Raw genomic sequence first — 15,092 nt, forward strand, 5'->3', positions numbered from 1 at the left:
GCATTGCCAATTCACTCGATCGTCGCAACAATCGAATAAATGAATGCACCAGTGGGGGAGACACAATGGCATTTTCAATTGCGTTGAGGGGCGCAGTCGCACTCGTCATCGGCACGTCTTTCGCGGGCGCCGCTTTTGCGGGCGGCCTGGATCGTGGCGGTTACGACATCGACCTGCTCTTCGACAAGGGACGTTATGTTTTCGAGTCCGGCGTTACCTACGTCATGCCCGACCGCAAACTGAAGAACGCCAAGGACATTAATCCGCTCGACGGCAATCTCAACAATCGCAGCCGTTCGGTCGATGCGTCCGCAAATTATGCGATACCCTATGCGGCCTTTAAGGTCGGTATTACCGACGACCTCGATTGCATGGCCGACTATTCCCAGCCATTCGGCGGCCATCTCAACGAGGGCCCGAATTGGGCCGGCGCCAACAATGAAATTGAGACGAAGGTGCGGACGAACAATTATTCGGCCACCTGCTCGTACAAGTTCGATATGGGTCCGGGGCAGCTGCGCGTGATCGGCGGCGGCTTCTATCAGGAAGTCAGCGGCTTCAAATCGCGACTGGTCTTCGACACTCCGGCGCCGATCTCTGCACTTTATAACGGCGTCGGCTCGCTTGACGTCGACGGCCATGGCTGGGGCTGGCGTGCCGGCCTTGCCTATGAAATTCCGGAATACGCTTTCCGCACCAGCCTCGTCTACAACAGCCGGGTCAAATACGACAACCTTAAGGGTAGCGTCGATTTGACCCAAGTGCCTCCACCCGTTGTTCCCGGCGGCTTCGGTGGCAAGGTGACCTCCGTCTTCGGATCGGCCGATGCGCCTGACTCGCTGGAGTGGAAGGTTCAGACTGGTATCGCGCCGGACTGGCTCGCTTTCGGTTCGGTCAAGTGGACGAACTGGAGCGTTCTGCAAAGCATCGCGCTCTGCCCGACGGCCAATAGCAGCATCGCTTGCAACCGAAAGACTCAGTTGACGTCGCTTGATCTGCTCTATCAGGATGGCTGGACCATAACCGGCGGTATTGGGCACAAGTTCAATGACCAGTGGAGCGGTGCGGTCAGCCTGACCTGGGATCGCGGCACGAGCGAGGGCTATGGCATGAACAGCGATACGTGGACGCTAGGCGCCGGCGTTGCCTATAAGCCGACGGAGCATGTTCAGTTCAATTTCGGTGGCGCGCTTGGTCTGATGACCAGCGGCAAATCCGGACCGGTCACCCGCGGCGGCGTCGTCTATGGCAATGATGCCACCTATAGCTTCGGTAATGATTTGGTTGCAGCTCTTCAGACTTCTGTGAAGGTCAGCTTCTGACGATAAACTCCTGGATTGAATAGGTTTATCGCTTATTCTCTCCTGTCGGACTCAGCGCTGCGAGCTCCATCGAGCCTCACAGCGTTTTCTTGCCGGGTCGTCGCCCGTTAGGCCGCGAAAATGGTCTGTGTGCGCGATTCATGGTTAAGGAAATCTCAGCACCGGTAAAATTTTTGTGACGAATTAGCAACACTCTATTTCAAGAGACTGCAGGTCCGTGATCAGATCGCAATTTGTCCATTTCCCGCCACAAATGGGGAGCAGCGATTACGTGGGCACAGGGGCAAGCCTTGTAGAAAGTGCGTAAGCGGTCGATGGGTGAACTTCCACTTTGGCATAAGCAACAATCCGGGATCGGAGCCGTCATGCTTCCGATGCGGGGGGGAAGTCTTTGTCTGCCAAGGGAAGTCGTCGACCCGACGATGTCCAATCTCACTCATTGGAATTCGAATGAGAACGCCGGTTCGGCGGTGAGATACGATAACGGCCGCGCAAATGCTGGTTTGGACATAATTGCAAGCTATGCTCGCAATTGTGGCAAACAGCCTCGGTTGAATGCCACGGGAACCGTCCTTTCCAAGGATGATCCAGTCTCGTGCGCCATCAGGGAAAACATTCGCGAATCTGGCGGCGCGTGTACAAACGCCGTGACAGGTCCGAATGGAGCGAAAGAAATCGACTGTTATGTTTAAGTCCGAGTTCATATCAGCGAGAGTCATGATGCTCAGCCTGTCCCTTGCCACCGCGGTGGCGCTGGCAGGCCAAGCCCGGGCATTTGATATCAATGCCGGCATCAGCAAGGAATCAGGTCCGTTCGATCTCTTCAAGTTCGGTTTCAAGGCCTACAAGAACGGACAGAAGGAAGAGGCGGTCGAGGCCTATCGCTACGCCGCCGAAAAGGGCCACACGGGCTCGCGATGGGCTCTCGCCAACATGTATGCCGATGGCGATGGCGTCACGCAGAACGATTTCGAAGCCTTCAAGATCTACAGCGAGATCGCCCAGCAGGGCGTGGAGCCGGGCTCGGAAGACACCGGCTTCTTCATTAATGCGCTCCTGGCTCTCGCCGGCTATTACAAGAAAGGCATTTCCAACAGCCCGGTCAAGGTTGATCTCGGTCAGGCTCGCCAGCTCTATTTCCAGGTCGCATCGACCTTCGGTGTTCCCGAGGCTCAGTTCCAGCTTGCGCAGATGATGCTGTCAGGCGAGGGCGGTGCCTCCAACGTGCAGCAGGCCAAGAAGTGGCTGAACCAGGCGCGCAAAAGCGGCCATCCTGGCGCCATGGCCGTCTTCGGCAATCTTCTTTTCCAGGAAGGGCAGTCCATTCGCGGCCTGGCCTTCATGACGGCCGCGCTCGACAAGTGTAAGCCGAAGGACTGCGGCTGGATGGAAGACATCCAGGAGCAGGCGTTCTCTGTCGCCAATGAGAACGACCGCCGTGTCGCAGTATCGATGGCACATCAGCTCGATGTTGCCGGCCCCGACTGATCGGCTGACACTTTAGGACGCGAAGAGCCGCAATCGAGCCTGATCGGTCAGATTTGAAGCCTAGTTGCTGAAATCAAGGTGCGCGATTACAGGGACATGATCCGAGGGTTTTTCCCAGGCGCGTACATGCTTCTCAATCGCGGTCGCGGTGAGGCGATCGGCAGCTTCCGGCGACAGCATCAGATGATCGATGCGGATGCCGTTGTTCTTCGGCCATGCGCCGGCCTGATAATCCCAGAATGAGTAAAGCTTGACCGCGTCCGTCGTTGCACGCACCGCATCGGTAAAGCCGAGATGTTCGAGCTGACGGAAGGCTTGGCGCGTCTGCGGCAGGAACAGAGCATCGCTTTCCCAAACCTTCGGATCGAAGCAATCATAGGGCTCCGGGATGACATTGTAGTCGCCGGCAAGCACCAGGGGTTCCTCCAGCGCCAGGCGACCGACTGCGAATTTGCGCAGGCGTTCCATCCAGGCGAGCTTGTAGGGATACTTTTCCGTATCGACTGGATTGCCGTTCGGCAGATAGAGGCAGCAGACACGCAACGCGCCATGCCCTTCGACCGAGAACACCGCCTCGATGAAGCGGGCCTGTTCATCACCATCGTCGCCCGGCAAGCCACGCGTCACTTCATCCGGCTTGGTCTTGGAGAGGATAGCAACGCCGTTGAAGCCTTTTTGCCCATGCGTCTCGACGTGATAGCCGAGCGCCTCGATCTCCAGCCGCGGAAAACCTTCGTCGACCGTCTTGATCTCCTGTAGGCAAACGATGTCCGGGTTTGAATCCTTCAGCCACTGGCAGAGGTTCTCGATACGCGCTTTGACGCCGTTGATGTTCCAGGTGGCGATTTTCATGGGTGGCCCATTCCTTTGCTTCGCTCCGTTGTATCCGCAGCGGATCGACTTGACTACAGCCCATATGAGAACCGGCCCGGAGCAACTGCTCCCGGCCGGCGATCAAGCTGTGGAAAAAGGGTAGGGATCAGATTGCGAAACTCGTGCCGCATCCGCAGCTTGCGACCGCATTTGGATTCTTGATCTGAAAGGATTGTCCGAGAAGATTATCGACGAAATCGATCTCCGAGCCGGCCATATAGACCAACGAGAGCTGATCGATCAGGACGGTCGCGTCACCCTTCTCGACGACCACATCATCGTCTTCAGGACCGTCGACGAGATCGAATTTATAGGAAAATCCGGAACAGCCGCCACCTTCGACGGCGACGCGAAGCGCACGTTTTCCAGCTTCCGCACCGACGATAGCAGCGATTCGCTTCGCCGCGGCATCCGACAGGGTAACACTTGTCTCAGTCATAACTTCCTCCTGCCGGGGTCAAGATCCGGAGAGAACCATTCAGCCGTCAAACTTTCAAACGGCTGATATCCATAGCCTTTATCATGAAAGTCAGGCCGGTGACAGCAATGGTTTCATGGTTGAGCCACGCACCATTTTGCTGTTTTCTTGTCTATAGGTATGAAGGCCGCAAAGCGGCGTCAATGGGGCCGGGCGTTCGAAGACCGGATGGAATGTCCGAATGCCAGGAAGCGACTGCAGGGAAACGACGATCGCGCCTATAGTGGTGCGGGAGCCAAATGCCGGAATGGATTGATAATGACAATTGATACGCATGCATTGGGTTTCGGGTATGGGGAAAAGGCAGTCTATGCGACAGATCCCTGGGCGTCGCGAGGGAGGCTCTATGAGGAGGGCGGCAGCCCGACACGCTCCGAATTCCAGCGCGATCGCGACCGCATCGTCCATACGACCGCTTTCCGCCGGCTGAAGCATAAGACGCAGGTCTTCATCGCCCAGGATGGCGATCACTATCGCACGCGGCTGACGCATACGATCGAGGTGGCGCAGATTGCTCGCGCTCTGGCGCGTGCCCTGAAGCTGGATGAGGACTTGGCGGAAGGCGTGGCGCTGGTTCACGATTTCGGCCACACGCCTTTCGGCCATACCGGCGAGGATGCGCTGCATGAGGTGCTGCTGCCCTTTGGCGGCTTCGATCACAACGCCCAATCCCTGCGCATAGTGACGAAGCTCGAGCGCCGCTACGCCGATTTCGATGGTCTCAATCTGACCTGGGAAACGCTCGAAGGCCTGGTCAAGCACAATGGCCCGCTGATGACGCCGGACGGCAAGGGAATCCATGGTCCCGTGCCGCAGCCGATCCTCGATTATTGCGAGATCCACGATCTCGAAATCGCATCTTTTGCCAGCCTGGAGGCGCAGGTCGCCGCGATCGCCGATGATATCGCTTATAATACCCACGATATCGATGATGGGCTGCGTTCCGGCTATCTGACCTTCGAGATGCTGGAGGAGGTGCCATTTCTTGCGGGGCTGATGGCCGAGGTAAGTGCGCGCTATCCGCATCTGGAGCCGAGCCGCTTCACGCATGAAATCATGCGCCGCCAGATCACCCGCATGGTCGAGGATGTCATCGCTGTTTCGCAGCAGGCGCTTGCCGAGATCAAGCCGGAAAGCGTTGCCGATATTCGCGCCGCCGGCCGCGTCACCGCGACCTTCTCGCCCGAAATGGCCGAAACCGACAAGCAGATCAAGCAGATGCTGTTCAAGCGCATCTACCGTCATCCGGATATCATGCGCATCCGCGCCGGTGCGGCGCAGATCGTCACGGATCTGTTCCGTGCCTATATGGACAATCCGAAGGAAATGCAGAGCCACTATTGGGTCGATCATATCGCCGGGCTTGCCGTCGCCGCCAAGGCAAGGCATGTCGGCGACTATCTGGCCGGCATGACGGACACCTATGCCATCAGTGCCCACAAGCGGCTGTTTGACCAGACTCCCGATTTGCGGTAGGCAGCGGCGGCGTCGGGCCGATAGCGGCCCGCCGAAGCTATTGCGTGGACCAGATCATGAACCTTTTCACCGACTTCGAAGTTAGAATTAAGAACGCTCTCGAGCAAATTGATATTGTAAGAGAAAAGCGATCCGAACTTGACTTCGGGCGTGTCGGTGTGGAGCCGCCGCGAGATGCCAGCCACGGTGACGTCGCGACCAATGCGGCCATGGTCCTGTCCAAGCCGCTGGGCACGAACCCGCGGGCGCTCGCCGAAATTATCGTCGCGAAGTTGAAGGAAGATGCCGACGTCGCCGAGGTTTCGGTGGCCGGCCCCGGCTTCATCAATATCCGCCTTTCCGTCGGCTACTGGCAGCGCCTCCTGTCGACGATGATCTCCGAAGGTGAGAAATTCGGCCGCTCCAAGCTCGGCGAGGGGCAGAAGGTCAACGTCGAGTATGTCTCGGCCAATCCGACCGGGCCGATGCATGTCGGCCATTGCCGGGGCGCCGTTGTCGGCGATGCGCTCGCGAACCTGCTTGCCTTTGCCGGCTATGCCGTCACCAAGGAATATTACATCAACGACGCCGGTTCGCAGATCGATGTGCTGGCGCGCTCCGTCTTCATTCGCTACCGCGAAGCGCTCGGCGAGCAGGTCGGCGAAATTCCGGCCGGCCTCTATCCCGGCGATTACCTGGTTCCGGTCGGCGAGGCGCTGGCCAAGGAATTCGGCACTAAGCTGCGCGGCATGCCGGAAGATCAATGGCTGCCCATCGTCAAGGATCGTGCTATCGACGCGATGATGGCGATGATCCGTGAGGATCTGCAGGCCCTGAACGTTCATCATGACGTGTTCTTTTCCGAGCGCACGCTGCACGCCAACGGCGCGGCCCTGATCCGGACCGCGATCAACGACCTGACCTTCAAGGGCCACGTCTACAAGGGTGCGCTGCCGCCGCCGAAGGGCCAGTTGCCGGAAGATTGGGAAGATCGCGAACAGACGCTCTTCCGCTCGACGGAAGTCGGCGACGATATCGATCGCCCGCTCATCAAGTCGGATGGCTCCTACACCTATTTCGCCGCCGACGTTGCTTACTTCAAGAATAAGTTCGACCGCGGCTTCAACGAGATGATCTATATTCTCGGTGCGGACCATGGCGGCTACGTCAAGCGGCTCGAGGCCGTGGCGCGTGGTGTATCGGAAGGAAAGGCCAAGCTGACCGTCCTTCTGTGCCAGCTCGTCAAGCTGTTCCGTGATGGCGAACCGGTGAAGATGTCGAAGCGGTCGGGTGATTTCGTCACGCTCCGCGAAGTCGTCGACGAAGTCGGTCGCGATTCGGTACGGTTCATGATGCTCTACCGGAAAAATTCCGAGCCGCTGGACTTCGATTTCGCCAAGGTGACGGAACAGTCCAAGGACAATCCGGTCTTCTACGTGCAGTACGCACACGCTCGCTGCATGTCGGTGTTCCGCCAAGCCAAGGAGGCCTTCCCGGATCTCGATATCGGCGCGCTCGACCTGTCAAAGGCCGTCATCGACACGATCTCCGATCCGGCCGAGCTTCAGCTGGTCGCCAAGATTGCAGAATTCCCGCGAATCATCGAAGCTGCGGCACAGTCTCAGGAGCCGCATCGCATCGCCTTTTACCTGTATGATCTGGCAAGTTCCTTCCATGGACACTGGAACAAAGGTAAAGATTTACCTGAATTACGATTTGTTAACGATAAGAACCGAGAATTGAGCATTGCCAGACTTGGGCTGGTGTACGCTGTCGCGTCGGTTTTGAAGTCGGGTCTCGGTATCACCGGGACCGCAGCACCGGATGAAATGCGATAAACGTCACCATTTACCCACATTGCACTGGCATTAGTTGTATCGTTTGCGAGTGGAACGGGTGATGGCAGAAAAACAGTTGGCGTATCGCGCAAGCGGAAACGACGGGTTCTTTGCGGAGGACGATCCGCTAGCCGAACTCGCCCGCATCGTGGGGTTCGAGCCGCGCCCCGCTGCTCAGGCAGCTCCCGCCGCGCATCGGCAGGAGCCCGCCTTCAATCTCGAGGACGAGCTTCTTCGCGAATTCGAGCGTTACGATACGCCTCGTATGAGTCCGGCAAATGACGTTTCCGCTCCCGCGGCACAGGTGCCCTCCGTTGAGCAGGGTCAGGCTTCGCGTCCCGCCGAGCCGGTGCGGGCTGAGCCCGTATTCGAAGCGCCGCCCCAGCCTGTGGCTCCGGCCAAGCCGATCATGGGTGCTCGCGATCTGATCGATGAGCTGGAAATGTCGATTGCTCCGGCTTTGCAGCCGGTTGTTCAGCCGGCTCCGCAGGCCGCTGTGGTGGAGCCGCCGGTCGCACCTCCGGTCGTCAAGACGCCGCAATCGGCCGCAGCCACCGTTCGGCTGCCGCTTGCCAACTTCACGCTGGCATCTGCCTCGCGCGAGCAGCCCGCTCCGGCCGTAGTATCTCCCGTTGCTCCTCAGGCGCCGAATGCCGCGTCTGTCGAGGCAATGTTCGAAGACATGGCGGTCGATTTCGCACCTGTCGAAGTCGCGAAGCCAGCCTATGAGCCGCAGCTGGTCGCAGCGGCGCAACCGGCTCCTGCAGTCGCCCAAGTGCCCGAGCCGGCGAAATCCCCGAATGTCGATGCGGCTGCTCTTTCTGCAGAGATTGACGCTTTGCTGGCGGATGTGGATCGTTATCCCGTTCCGTCGAGAGCGAGTGCCCCGGCAGAGAAGGCCGAGCCCATTTTCGGGAATTTCGGTCCCGCCGTCACCGAATATCCGGCTGAACCTGTCGCTGCTCCGCAGCATCATGAAGAGCCAAATCCGATCACCTTTGGTGCCGAGGATCCGTTCGCGGGCCAGGACTTCGAGTTCGATCTTGCCGATATCGAGATGGAACTTGCCGAACTCGATTTCGCCGAAGCTGAAAAGTCCGCCGTAGCCCGTCAGCCGGCTCCTTCTGCTTCGTTTGTAGAGCCGGTAGTTTCCCGCGCGACGCCGGTTGCGCCGGCGCCTGTCGCTCCTGCTTCTGTCGCCGCAGTAGCGCCGCAACCGATCCCGGCTGCACCCGTTGACGTGCCTGCCGCCCGCAGCGCTGCCCCGATGTTCGATGCAGACCAACTGTTGCCCTTCGACCCGACGGAAATCTCCGACACGGAAGAGCGCGTCGAAACCTTCGAAGGATCGCATGTTCCGCATCTGCCTGTAATCGAGCCGGAGGAACCAATCGCCGTTCCGCCGGAATATGATTTCGATATCGATTCCGAAATGGCGAGCCTCTTGGGTACGCCGGCGAAGGAAGCAGCACCGGAAGCGGTCAAGTCCGCAGCCGCTGCCGCGCTGGGTGTCGCTGTTACCGCCGCCGCTTCTTCCTGGTCGAAGAACGCCGCTGCCCAGCCCGCTGCGGCCGTTGCAAAGCAGCCGATCGAAGAATTCGATGAGTTCGAGCGCGCGCTCGAAGAGGATTTCCGCCGCAGCTATCGCGAGGCATCCAGCCCGGTTGAGAACGTTGCCCGGATGACGCTGAACCCGGCAGCGGGTAGCCGTCGTCCCGTTCGTTCCGTGCGCGGCATGGTGACGGCAGCTGCTGTCATCGCTGTACTCGGCGCCGGTGCCTACGGTGCCTATAGCTGGGTCCGTCACGGCGCGCCGATCTCTACGTTCTCCGGCGAGCCGCGTGTGATCACTGCCGATGCCGATCCGGTGAAGGTCGCTCCGGAAAATCCGGGCGGCACCGTTGTACCGAATCAGGACAAGGCTGTTTATGACCGCGTGGCCGGCGACAGCACGGCGGCGCCGAAACAGAAGGAACTGGTTTCCTCCAACGAGCAGCCCGTCGATGTCGTTCAGAAGACGCTGATCCCCGAATCCATCTCTCCGGATGATGGTAGCGGTGATCAGGTGACCCCGACCGCTGTTGGAGAGACCCAGGATCCACGCCTGCTGCCAAATCAGAACGGCGGCAACACGAATGTTGCAGCCAATGGCGACGATCAGGTGCCCGCGGTGTCGCCGCGCAAGGTACGTACGATGATCGTGAAGCCCGACGGTTCGCTGGTTGCACGGGACGATACAGCTCCTGCGGCCGCCGACAAGCCGGCGCCTGCTGCAGCCAAGCCGGCTGCGAACAATCAGGTCGCCTCGGCGAATGCCCGGCCGGCGCCAGCCAATACCCAGGCCGCAGCTCAGCCTAACAATGGGGATGCGGCAAGTGCTGAAAGCACGCCGATCCGCGTCGTCAAGACCAACCCGGTCCCGACGACTCGTCCCGAACCTGCCAAGGCAGCCACTCCCGCTCCGGCGCAGGAGGCTCAGCCCAAGCCGCAGCCGAAGCAGGTGGCCTCGGCAGCTCCGGCCGCCGCCTCTGCCGCAAGCGGTGGTGCTTATGGCGTGCAGATCGCATCTCTGCCGACCGAAGCCGACGCGCAGAAGTCGCAGGCGAACCTCAAGATCAAGTTCGCCAGCGTGATCGGCAATCACCCGCTCGAGATCCGCAAGGCCGAAATCGCCGGCAAGGGCACCTACTATCGCGTTCGTGTCGTCGCCGGCACGAAGGATGAAGCCGCAGCCATTTGCGAGCGCTACCGTGCCGCTGGCGGCACCTGCCTGATTTCGAAGTAAGCAGTCGGGGCTATCAAACTTAGCCCGGTCTAGTTTGAAACAATCCGCCCGCAGAGATGGACCTGCGGGCGGATTTGCATTTGATGGCTTCCTATCCGGACATTTGGCGAGAGAATTTGAGCTTCGAAGGCTGTCGTTTCCGTTGAAACGCCCTGTTCTTGTGTATCCCGCCTTGACGTCACTCGCGTTTCGCGGCGTCAGACTCTATGATTCGGATATGACCGAATCGAAATCCATGATCCTTGGCTGTAGCGGCCATACCATCACGCCCCAGGAGCGCTCTTTCTATCAAGGGGAACAGCCATGGGGCTTTATCCTGTTTGGCCGCAATATCTCGGAGCCGGCGCAGATCGCCGATCTCGTTGCGTCCCTGCGTGAGAGCGTCGGGCGTGACGCACCGGTCTTCATCGATCAGGAAGGCGGCAGGGTGCAGCGCATCCGTCCGCCGATCCTGCAGCATTATCCGTCGGGACAGGCTTTGGGCGACATCTATCGCCAGGATCGCGAGCGCGGCCTGCGCGCCGCCTGGCTGATGTCGAGACTTCATGCCTTCGATTTGCTGAAGTTCGGCATCAATGTCGATTGCCTGCCCGTTCTGGACGTTCCGGTCGAGGGATCGAGCAACGTCATCGGCAATCGCGCCTATGGGGCCGATCCGGTGACAGTAACAGAGATGGGGCGCGCAGCGGCGGAAGGGCTGAAAGCTGGCGGCATGCTGCCCGTCATGAAGCATATGCCCGGCCATGGCCGCGGCTTTGCCGATTCGCACCACGAACTGCCCGTCGTCTCCGTTCCTCGTGCGGAGCTCGAGGCCCACGATTTCGCACCGTTCGTGGCGCTCAGGGACGAGCTGATGGCGATGACCTGCCATGTCGTCTTCACCGACATCGATCCGGAGAACCCAGCGACGACGTCGCGCAAGGTGATCGGGGAGATCATCCGCGATCATATCGGCTTCCAGGGGCTACTCTTGTCGGACGACACCTCGATGAATGCGTTGAAGGGCACGATCGGCGAGCGCGCAGCAAATATTATTGCCGGCGGATGCGATATCGTGCTGCATTGCAATGGTGTCATGGACGAGATGCAGCAGGTGGTTCGCAATGTTCCCGCCCTAGCGGGTGCGTCGCTGGCAAGAGCCAAGGCGGTCGAAGCGGCATTCGGCAAGAATGATGGCGCCGACGAAGCCGCGGTTCGCGCCGAGTTCGATGCGATGTTTGCGGTGGCGTAGAGCGAGGCTCCGAGGAACTGATAGGTGACAAGGTGAGCGGCACGGAAAAGCTTCAGCAGGCGGCAACGCCGATGGACAAGCTCTGGCAGGAGGGCGAGACGCAGCGCGGCTCGCACGAGCCGGCCTTGGTCGTCGATATCGCTGGCTTCGAGGGGCCGCTCGATCTTCTGCTGCATCTGGCCCGCACGCAGAAGGTCGATCTTTCCCGCATTTCCGTGCTGGCGCTTGCCGAGCAATATCTTTCGTTCATCGATCGGGCCCGGCGCATTCGCATCGAACTTGCCGCCGACTATCTCGTCATGGCGGCTTGGCTCGCTTATCTGAAATCCAAATTGCTGATCCCGCAGCAGAGCAAGGAAGACGGTCCGACGGGCGAGGAGATGGCAGCGACGCTCGCCTTCCGCCTGAAGCGCCTTGAAGCAATGCGCGATGCGGCAACGAACCTGGTGAACCGCAATCGTCTCGGCCGCGATATCTTTGCCCGCGGGGCGCCGGAGCATATTCCGAATCGGCGTCAATCCGCCTTCGATGCCAGCCTCTACGACCTCTTGACCGCTTACGCCGGCTTGCGCCAGCGCCAGGCCGTCACACAGGTGACGATCGAGAAACGCCGCGTCTGGTCGTTAGCCGATGCCCGGACTATTCTGGACAGGATGATCGGCGAAATCACAGATTGGACCGCTCTGGAACACTATCTGCTGCGCTATATGACAAGCTCCGCCGACCGTGTGACGGCCATTGCCAGCGCCTTTGCGGCGTCGCTTGAACTGGTGCGCGAAGGGCAGATGGAAATACGCCAGGACGGCGCGTTCCAGCCGCTTTACATGCGGCGCGGGCCGAAGCATTCCTCGCTGGAAGCAGCGGAATAGGGCAGGGTACGAGCGTGACCGAGCCGCGAGACGATCAGGAGAGCACCGAGCACGAGACGGCAGCGCCGGAAGCCGTCGAGCACCGCCTCGGCGAGGCCGAGCGCATTGCGGAAGCGCTGGTTTTCGCTTCGGCTCAACCGGTCTCCGAGTCCTTCATTGCCGAACGCGTCGCGAAAGGCGTCGATGTCGCCGCCGTGATGCGGAAACTCAGGGCCGATTATGCCATGCGCGGCGTCAATCTCGTGCAGATAGATGGCGCCTGGGCGTTTCGGACGGCCGCCGATCTCTCATTTGTGATCCGGCGCGACGAGAGCGAGGTGCGCAAGCTGTCCCGTGCTGCGCTGGAGGTCTTGGCCATCATTGCTTATCACCAGCCGGTGACGCGCGCCGAAATCGAAGACATCAGGGGCGTGCAGACATCGAAAGGCACGCTCGATGTATTGATGGAATCCGGCTGGGTCCGTTTCCGCGGTCGCCGCCGTACGCCGGGTCGGCCTGTCACCCTCGGTACCACTAGGGATTTCCTCGATCACTTCGGTCTGGAAGAGCTGCGCGATCTGCCCGGTCTCGAAGAATTGAAGGGGGCGGGGCTGCTCTCAGGCCGTATTCCGGCCAATTTCAATATTCCGTCGCCATTGATGAGCGACGAACTGACGGAAGATGAGGATCCGATCACGCAGATGGATCTGGAGGAGCTGGGCTTGCTGCCGCCCACTGGGGCGCCCTCGGAAGACTGAGCCCTCGCTCGCAACAGCCCTCGGAAAAACATTAGCATTTTCTTTCGAAAGCCGATGGCAGGTCTCTCTTTTGCCATCAGTGGATGCGAATATGAAAGCATCCTCTCGACCCGGAGACGTTTGGCCGCCGCTACCGGCGTTTGTCATTCCGATATGCGTGGATGTACTCAATTTTGTTGTTTGAAAAACATCCGCAAACGTCTTACATCGGGGGAACATTGAAATCGGGAGTTATCGCAATGGGTTCTCTAAGCATATGGCACTGGCTGATCGTCCTCGCCATCGCGCTGTTGTTGTTCGGTCGTGGAAAGATCCCGGAGCTGATGGGTGACGTTGCCAAGGGTATCAAGAGCTTCAAGAAGGGCATGAACGACGAGGACGAAGCTCCGGCGCAGCCGACAACGTCCCGCACGGTCGAGCACAAGGCTGACGAAACGAAGTAATCATGTCGGGCAGGCGGATGCTTTAAGGCGTGCCGTTGGCCCAGGAGCCTTTGCATGTTCGATATTGGCTGGTCCGAGCTGGTGGTTATTGCCGTAGTGGCCCTGGTGGTTATCGGCCCCAAGGAATTGCCGGCGACCTTGCGGACAATCGGCAAGATGACGGCCAGAGCCAGGAAGGTCGCTGGCGATTTCCGCGCGCAGTTTGATGAGGCCATGCGCGAGGCGGAGCTGGGCGATGTGCGCCAGACGATCGCCGATGCCCAGAAGCTCAATCCGGTCAACTCGCTGCGCGAAGCCATGAACCCGCTGAGGGAGATGGGCAACGAGATCAAGGCCGATCTGCAGCGCTCCGCAACGCCGGACAAAGCAGCTCCTGCCGCGACGCCATTGCCCTTAGAGCCGGTGGCTGGTGTGTCGAATGGCTTGGAGGAGGCGCTTGCGGCTACCGCTGCCCCTAGCAATCCGTTGCCGGTCGTTGCCCCGGCGCCGCAGCCCGCAGCCGTCGTAAGTGCAGCTGTCGATCAGCCGAAAGCCGTTCGCAAGCCTCGCGCAAAGACAGCCGTCGCTGTTAAGAGTGCCGCTGCCGCCAAGACGCCTGTCGTTGCGGAGAAACCAAAGCGTGCCCCGCGCAAGATCGCGGTCGCTGCTGCAGAGAAAGCGCCCGCAGCTCCCAGGGCGCGTTCCACAGCCAGCAAGACGGCGCTGAAGACGCCTAAGAAGAAGGACCAGGCATGACGGGTGATATCGACGATAAGCCGCAGCCGCTTATCGAACACCTCATGGAATTGCGCACGCGGCTCATCTGGTCGCTCGTGTCGTTCTTCATAGCCTTCATCGGATGTTTCGCCGTGGCGAAGCACCTGTTCAACTATCTGGTCTATCCCTACAAATGGGCCGTCGAATGGGCTCATCTCGATCTTGCCAAGTCCGAGCTGATCTATACGGCACCGCAGGAGTTCTTCTTCACCCAGGTGAAGGTCGCCATGTTCGGCGCCTTGGTCATTTCCTTCCCGATCATCGCTGCGCAGATCTACAAATTCGTCGCCCCCGGCCTCTACAAGAACGAGCGTTCTGCCTTCCTGCCGTTCCTGATCGCATCGCCCGTCCTGTTTCTGATGGGGGCCGCGCTCGTCTATTTCTTCTTCACTCCCATGGTGATGTGGTTCTTCCTGAAGATGCAGCAGACGCCGGCCGAGGGCCAGGTGGGCATCGCATTGCTGCCGAAGGTCTCGGAATATCTGAGCCTGATCATGACGCTGGTCTTTTCCTTCGGCCTGGTCTTTCAATTGCCCGTCATTACCACGCTGCTGGCGCGCGTCGGCCTGCTGACGTCGACGTGGCTGGCGGAAAAGCGCAAGTTCGCGATCGTCTTCGCCTTCATCGTTGCTGCCGTGCTGACGCCGCCGGATCCGATGTCCCAGATCGGTCTTGCACTGCCGACGATCCTTCTCTACGAGATTTCCATCTACGCGGCGCGACTCGTGGAACGCCAGCGTACCCGGCAAACGCTTGAAGAGAGTGGCGAGAGTTCCGACGTCGCCAAGACGGATTAACGTCTAAGCGACGGAGACCC

General features: G+C 59.8%; 13 protein-coding genes. 11 read left to right on the forward strand and 2 right to left on the reverse strand.

Features of this window, described 5'->3' with window-relative positions:
- The first annotated feature begins 65 nt into the window (after positions 1-65).
- Both GA0061102_RS06355 and exoR read left to right on the forward strand, forming a co-directional pair.
- A complete protein-coding gene (locus GA0061102_RS06355; RefSeq protein ID WP_092845047.1) occupies positions 66-1,322 on the forward strand; it encodes an OmpP1/FadL family transporter in 1,257 nt (418 codons plus the stop codon).
- Positions 1,323-2,006: 684 nt separating this feature from the next.
- A complete protein-coding gene (gene exoR, locus GA0061102_RS06360; protein WP_092845049.1) occupies positions 2,007-2,810 on the forward strand; it encodes an exopolysaccharide production regulator ExoR in 804 nt (267 codons plus the stop codon).
- Between the two features lie 60 nt (positions 2,811-2,870).
- Here the strand turns inward: exoR and xth are convergent, their stop codons facing one another.
- On the reverse strand, positions 2,871-3,662 hold the full coding sequence (gene xth / locus GA0061102_RS06365) for an exodeoxyribonuclease III (protein ID WP_092845051.1): 792 nt from the start codon (positions 3,660-3,662) through the stop codon (positions 2,871-2,873).
- A gap of 127 nt (positions 3,663-3,789) precedes the next feature.
- Positions 3,790-4,122 (reverse strand): iron-sulfur cluster insertion protein ErpA, encoded by a 333-nt coding sequence (gene erpA, locus GA0061102_RS06370; protein WP_092845053.1) that lies wholly within the window; start codon positions 4,120-4,122, stop codon positions 3,790-3,792.
- Between the two features lie 297 nt (positions 4,123-4,419).
- Between erpA and GA0061102_RS06375 the strand changes: the two genes are divergently transcribed.
- The 9 genes from GA0061102_RS06375 (at position 4,420) to tatC (ending at position 15,072) form a co-directional block, all read left to right on the forward strand.
- The gene (locus GA0061102_RS06375; RefSeq protein ID WP_092845055.1) at positions 4,420-5,637 is read left to right on the forward strand and encodes a deoxyguanosinetriphosphate triphosphohydrolase; all 1,218 of its coding nucleotides are present in this window, start codon (positions 4,420-4,422) and stop codon (positions 5,635-5,637) included.
- Between the two features lie 56 nt (positions 5,638-5,693).
- Positions 5,694-7,454, forward strand: a complete 1,761-nt coding sequence (gene argS / locus GA0061102_RS06380; protein WP_092845289.1) for an arginine--tRNA ligase — start codon at positions 5,694-5,696, stop codon at positions 7,452-7,454.
- Between the two features lie 61 nt (positions 7,455-7,515).
- Positions 7,516-10,239, forward strand: a complete 2,724-nt coding sequence (locus GA0061102_RS06385) for an SPOR domain-containing protein (RefSeq protein ID WP_092845057.1) — start codon at positions 7,516-7,518, stop codon at positions 10,237-10,239.
- Positions 10,240-10,456: 217 nt separating this feature from the next.
- A complete protein-coding gene (gene nagZ / locus GA0061102_RS06390; protein ID WP_092845290.1) occupies positions 10,457-11,470 on the forward strand; it encodes a beta-N-acetylhexosaminidase in 1,014 nt (337 codons plus the stop codon).
- 71 nt (positions 11,471-11,541) lie between these two features.
- The gene (locus GA0061102_RS06395; protein WP_092845292.1) at positions 11,542-12,339 is read left to right on the forward strand and encodes a segregation and condensation protein A; all 798 of its coding nucleotides are present in this window, start codon (positions 11,542-11,544) and stop codon (positions 12,337-12,339) included.
- Positions 12,340-12,443: 104 nt separating this feature from the next.
- Positions 12,444-13,076, forward strand: a complete 633-nt coding sequence (scpB, locus tag GA0061102_RS06400) for an SMC-Scp complex subunit ScpB (protein ID WP_245297939.1) — start codon at positions 12,444-12,446, stop codon at positions 13,074-13,076.
- A 239-nt stretch (positions 13,077-13,315) separates the two neighbouring features.
- Positions 13,316-13,519: a twin-arginine translocase TatA/TatE family subunit gene (locus GA0061102_RS06405; protein WP_092845061.1), complete on the forward strand. Its 204-nt coding sequence runs from the start codon at positions 13,316-13,318 to the stop codon at positions 13,517-13,519.
- A gap of 54 nt (positions 13,520-13,573) precedes the next feature.
- Positions 13,574-14,254 (forward strand): Sec-independent protein translocase protein TatB, encoded by a 681-nt coding sequence (tatB, locus tag GA0061102_RS06410; protein ID WP_092845063.1) that lies wholly within the window; start codon positions 13,574-13,576, stop codon positions 14,252-14,254.
- Positions 14,251-15,072: a twin-arginine translocase subunit TatC gene (tatC, locus tag GA0061102_RS06415; RefSeq protein ID WP_092845065.1), complete on the forward strand. Its 822-nt coding sequence runs from the start codon at positions 14,251-14,253 to the stop codon at positions 15,070-15,072. The genes tatB and tatC overlap by 4 nt, the downstream gene beginning before the upstream one ends.
- Positions 15,073-15,092 lie beyond the last annotated feature (20 nt).

Source organism: Martinezella miluonensis, assembly GCF_900094545.1.
In the GTDB taxonomy this organism is placed as follows: Bacteria; Pseudomonadota; Alphaproteobacteria; order Rhizobiales; family Rhizobiaceae; genus Rhizobium; species Rhizobium miluonense.

Coding starts and splice junctions, on each gene's coding strand:
- GA0061102_RS06395 (WP_092845292.1), top strand. CDS start 11,542: ATGGACAAGCTCTGGCAGGAGGGCGAGACGCAGCGCGGCTCGCACGAG.
- exoR (WP_092845049.1), top strand. CDS start 2,007: ATGTTTAAGTCCGAGTTCATATCAGCGAGAGTCATGATGCTCAGCCTG.
- GA0061102_RS06405 (WP_092845061.1), top strand. CDS start 13,316: ATGGGTTCTCTAAGCATATGGCACTGGCTGATCGTCCTCGCCATCGCG.
- GA0061102_RS06375 (WP_092845055.1), top strand. CDS start 4,420: ATGACAATTGATACGCATGCATTGGGTTTCGGGTATGGGGAAAAGGCA.
- GA0061102_RS06355 (WP_092845047.1), top strand. CDS start 66: ATGGCATTTTCAATTGCGTTGAGGGGCGCAGTCGCACTCGTCATCGGC.
- tatC (WP_092845065.1), top strand. CDS start 14,251: ATGACGGGTGATATCGACGATAAGCCGCAGCCGCTTATCGAACACCTC.
- tatB (WP_092845063.1), top strand. CDS start 13,574: ATGTTCGATATTGGCTGGTCCGAGCTGGTGGTTATTGCCGTAGTGGCC.
- argS (WP_092845289.1), top strand. CDS start 5,694: ATGAACCTTTTCACCGACTTCGAAGTTAGAATTAAGAACGCTCTCGAG.
- xth (WP_092845051.1), bottom strand. CDS start 3,662: ATGAAAATCGCCACCTGGAACATCAACGGCGTCAAAGCGCGTATCGAG.
- erpA (WP_092845053.1), bottom strand. CDS start 4,122: ATGACTGAGACAAGTGTTACCCTGTCGGATGCCGCGGCGAAGCGAATC.
- GA0061102_RS06385 (WP_092845057.1), top strand. CDS start 7,516: ATGGCAGAAAAACAGTTGGCGTATCGCGCAAGCGGAAACGACGGGTTC.
- nagZ (WP_092845290.1), top strand. CDS start 10,457: ATGACCGAATCGAAATCCATGATCCTTGGCTGTAGCGGCCATACCATC.